Annotated in this window: 2 protein-coding genes and 1 pseudogene; 2 read left to right on the top strand and 1 reads right to left on the bottom strand. The window is 72.6% G+C overall.

All coding sequences use genetic code 11. From position 1 onward, the window contains the following. Window positions 1-81: pseudogene (locus tag BI06_RS53455) on the bottom strand (exodeoxyribonuclease III); the annotation flags it as partial. Window positions 82-356: 275 nt separating this feature from the next. Between BI06_RS53455 and BI06_RS13150 the strand changes: the two are divergent. After that, on the top strand, window positions 357-1,130 hold the full coding sequence (locus BI06_RS13150; RefSeq protein WP_037781027.1) for a GntR family transcriptional regulator: 774 nt from the start codon (window positions 357-359) through the stop codon (window positions 1,128-1,130). Window positions 1,131-1,371: 241 nt separating this feature from the next. Next, a partial coding sequence (locus BI06_RS50680) for a hypothetical protein (protein WP_158516426.1) occupies window positions 1,372-1,665 on the top strand: 294 nt, incomplete at its 3' end.

A 1,665-nucleotide genomic window follows, 5' to 3' on the forward strand; every position in this document is an offset into this window, starting at 1 on the left:
GGTGGCGGCGAGCCACTCGACGAAGCCCTTCTTGGCCGCCGCCCGGATTCCGTTCACATTCACACTTGTCACCACGATCACCCGGGCAGCCTATCCAGTGGCACCGACAGGAGCGGGATGCGACGCGTCCGCTTGGGTGGTTGGCGTGAACGCACCATGAAACTGTGAGGTGGTCGTGCCGGGGGTCGCCATTGGTCTTGACCATCTCCCGATCCAGCCCCTAGGGTCACTTACTGCAAAGACCTTTAATAAAGAAGGACGGAAAAAGCCCGCTCTCCCACCTGCCGCAACAGCGGGCAGCGGGCCGGAACCGACCTCTTTCGGGCACAGCGGAAGAAAACCGGGTGGAGGACATGGTGGGAACGACTGGGCAGCTCACGGCGGTTCCGGAGCCGAAGTACTGGCACCTGCGCACGGTGCTGCTCCGCGCCATCGACACGGAGTTCTCCACCGGCCAGATCCTCCCCAACGAGCGCGAGCTCTCCGCCCGCTTCGGCGTCGCCCGGGCCACCCTGCGGCAGGCGCTCGACCAGCTGGAGCTGGAGGGCCGACTGGTCCGCCGGCGCGGCATCGGTACCCTGATCGCCGCCCCCCGGGTCGGTGTCCCCGTGAACCGGCAGGAGGAGGGCTGGCCCGGCGCCGCCCGCAGCCAGGCCTGGCGCACGGTGGACTGCACCACCGCGCCGGCCGCCCGCCGGCTGGCCGCGGCGCTCGGCGTCGCCGAGGGCGCGCCCGTGCACACCGTCCGCCGGGTCCGTCTGGTCCAGGGGCAGAGCATGGCCTCCGAGTCGCTGCACGTGCCGGCCGCGGTGCTGCCGCACCTGCCCGGCTTCCGCGCCGAGAGCGACCGCGCCCGCTCGGTGCTGCGCCAGCTGGAGCGCCTGGAGGTCGACGGCGAGTCCCGCTCGGTCGAGCTGGGTGTCGCCGAGGCCGAGGAGGCCGCCCTGCTGGAGCGCCCGCCCGGCTCGCCGGTCCTGGTGATGACCACCCAGTACGCCGCCGCCGGCCGCCTGGTAGCGCTCGCCGTCGCCACCTACCGCGCGGACACCTGCAAGCTCACCTTCGGCGAGACCGGCCTCGTCGAGGTCACCCCCGTCGGCGCCACCCCCGTGGGTGCCGCCGCCTCCTGAACCACTCCCGAAAACCCTCAGGCCCAGGCCCGAACGCCCTACAGGCGTTCGGGCCTGGGCCGTTTCCGTGCGCGTGGGGGAGGGGGCGACGCGCGGCGGATCACGGGTTCCTGAACGAGGGGCAACCGTTCGGGGCCGCCCCTGGGCAGCCGGCACAAGGGTCGGTAGGTTACGGACGATTTCTGTGCGACCGGAATCGCCGCGCGAAACCCGAGTGTCCGTTGATTCAGGGGTGGGGTCCATGAACACGCACTGGTACCGCACGATCGTCGACAGCCCGGCCGGACGCCGGGTGGTCCAGTTACTGATCCTCGCGCTGATCGCCGTCGGCCTCGGCATTCCGCCGACCGCCGCCTGGGCGGTGGGACGGGAGCGCGCGGTGGTCTCCGCGCCACTGCCGCCCGGCAAGGTCAAGGCCGACGCACGGGCCGTCGACCCGCCGCCGACGCAGGAGCGGGCGCCCGACGACAGTCCGCTCGCCCGGGAGCGCGCCGCGATCGAGGCCGAGGCCGCGGCCGCGCGGCAGCCGCCGCGG

It is taken from the genome of Kitasatospora sp. MBT66 (genome assembly GCF_000710405.2).
Classification (GTDB): Bacteria; Actinomycetota; Actinomycetes; order Streptomycetales; family Streptomycetaceae; genus Kitasatospora; species Kitasatospora purpeofusca.